Genomic DNA, 2385 nt, shown 5'->3' on the forward strand with positions numbered 1-2385 from the left:
GCCCACCGGTTTGCCCAGCGAGGCGATGAGATCGATCACCTCGGGCTCGACGATATACACCGCGGCGTTGGCGAGATTGCCTTTGGGATGCTGCGACTTCTCATCCATCTCCAGCACGCGTCCCGCCGAATCGAGCGTGAGAATGCCGCAACTCCGAGGCTGGTCGGTGACGAAGCTCATCATCGTCATTGCCGCATCTGGGGGGCGCCCCGCATGGGCGGCGAGGAAGGCGCGCGGATCGAACAGGCTGAGATTGTCGGCATGGGCGAACAGCGTCGGGCCGTCCATGAAGCGCTCACGCTGCCGCAGCAGCGTGCCGGCGGTGCCGAGCAGCGTGGTTTCGGGCGCAAGGATCACCCGCTCCGCCCACGGACTGCGGCGGATGTACTCGCTCACGAGATCGGCGTGGTGATGCAGATTGACGACGATCTCCGAAAACCCGGCTTCGCTCAGCATCTGCAACCACAGCCCGAGCAGCGGGCGCCCGGCGATCGGCATCAGGCACTTCGGCAGCACGTCGGTGAGCGGCGCCAGTCGCGTGCCGAGGCCGGCCGCGACCAGCAGCGCCTTGGCGCCGCCGCTCACGTGTCGAGCTCCCGGATAATATCGCGGGCGGTGACCGGGATGTTGCCGATTCGGCCGACCTGGCAGGCGGCAGCGATCGAGGCCAAGTACGCGCTGCGCCAGATGTCGGTGCCGATCGCCAGCGCCAGTGCGGCGCAGACAAAGAACGAGTCGCCGGCGCCCGCCGCGTCTTTCGGTGCGGTGTTGAACGCCGGCAGCCGATCGGTCACCACCGTGCCGGCGCTGCTGGTCTCGGCGTGCACCAACAGGCCCTCGGCTGCCAGCGTCAGGATGACGTTCTTGGCGCGTGCCTTTTCGCGCAAGGCTTCGACCAGCACGACGAGACCGGAATCGAAATCGCGCATCGCCAGCCGCGCTTCGCGCTCGGTCGGCTTGATCAGCAGCATCTCGGTGAACCGCGAGATATCGCCGACTTGCGACGACGATTGGCTGTCCGCCACCATCGGCACGCCGCGGGCGCGGCACGCCTGCCCGATCGCCTCGACCAGCCGAGACGGCAGGCAGCCGTAATTGAAGTCGGAGAACACCACCAGATCAGTCGTCGGCAGCCGGTGCTCGATCGTCTCCAGCATCCGGGTCTGCAGATCGGCATCGACGTCGTGCTGCTTGAGATGACTGACGCGCAGCAGCGTCTTGTTGCCGGCGCGGAACCGCTGCTTCGTCGTGGTCGGCCGGCTCTCGTCGGTGAGGATCGTGGCGTCGACGTTGTAGGAGGCCAGCCGCTCCTGGGCAAAGTCCGCCATCGCGTCGCCGCCGCCGACGGTGAGCAGGCCGACCTGCGCGCCCATGCCGGCCGCATGACCGGCGACGATGCCGGCGCCGCCGACGAACAATTCGCGCAACACCGGAGTCACCACGATGGTCGGAGCTTCCTGCGACAGGCCGAGCGGATCGCAGGCGATGTATTCGTCGACGATCAGATCACCGATCACCAGCACGCGCAGCTTGGGAAATCCGGCCAGCACGTTCTTCAGTTCGGCCAGCTCGAAGCGATGCCGACGCGGATAGTCGAGCGGCTTGACGATCGACGACGGATTGAATTCGCGGAACTCGCGCTTGATCAGATCGAGCGACGAGAACGCAACCTCGCCGGAGGAGAACACCAGGCGGCCGCCATAGCCGTCGAGCACCGCCTTTTCGGGATTGTCGGCGCCCTCGTGCTCCTTGCCTTTCACAACGACATTCGGCTTCAGCGCCGCGATGAAATCCTCCGCAGCATCGTGCAGCAGGAAGGCGTGGTCGACCACGCCGATGGCGCGCACACCTTCGAGCCGCAGCTCGGCCGGCAGCATCCAGTCGTAGCCCGTTTCGGCGGTGACGCCGACCACCAGATAATCGCCGCAATCGGCGGCGAATTTCAGAAGCCGCAGATGGCCGGGATGAACGATGTTGAAATTGCCGGCAACGAACACGATGCTGCGCCGACGACCCGCTTTTTTTCGGATCTCCGCGAGCTCGGTGCTGGTCTCGGGATGCAGCATCAGCGTCACCTCAGCGACGGATCGATTTCGATCAGCGGGCGCACGCTGCGGCGATGCTCCAGATCGTCGAGCGCCTCGTTGATCTCGTCGAGCGCATAGCGGCGGGTGAACATCGCATCGAGCGGCAGCTTGCCGTCGCGGTACAGCCCCGCCAGTAATTCGATGTCGCGCTCCGGCTTGCTGTCACCACCCCAGGTGCCGAGGATCCGCTTGCCGCAGATCAGTTCGAACGGATCGAGCGCGATCTTCTCGCCGCTCCGCGGATGCGAGGCGAACACGCACAGCCCGCCGAACCGCCGCGTCGCGTCGAACGCCTGCT

At 66.0% G+C, this 2385-nt stretch carries 2 protein-coding genes and 1 pseudogene; all 3 read right to left on the reverse strand.

All coding sequences use genetic code 11. From position 1 onward, the window contains the following. The coding region (locus DYI24_RS25030; RefSeq protein ID WP_164574242.1) for a nucleotidyltransferase family protein at window positions 1–585 on the reverse strand (585 nt) is incomplete at its 3' end. Further along, entirely contained in the window at window positions 582–2066 is a 1485-nt protein-coding gene (locus DYI24_RS25035) for a PfkB family carbohydrate kinase (protein ID WP_164574243.1), read from the reverse strand. The genes DYI24_RS25030 and DYI24_RS25035, both read right to left, overlap by 4 nt. Window positions 2067–2071: 5 nt before the next feature. After that, window positions 2072–2385, reverse strand: a pseudogene (locus DYI24_RS25040) (zinc-binding dehydrogenase); the annotation flags it as partial.

It is taken from the genome of Rhodopseudomonas sp. BR0C11, assembly GCF_010820945.1.
Lineage (GTDB): Bacteria > Pseudomonadota > Alphaproteobacteria > Rhizobiales > Xanthobacteraceae > Rhodopseudomonas > Rhodopseudomonas palustris_H.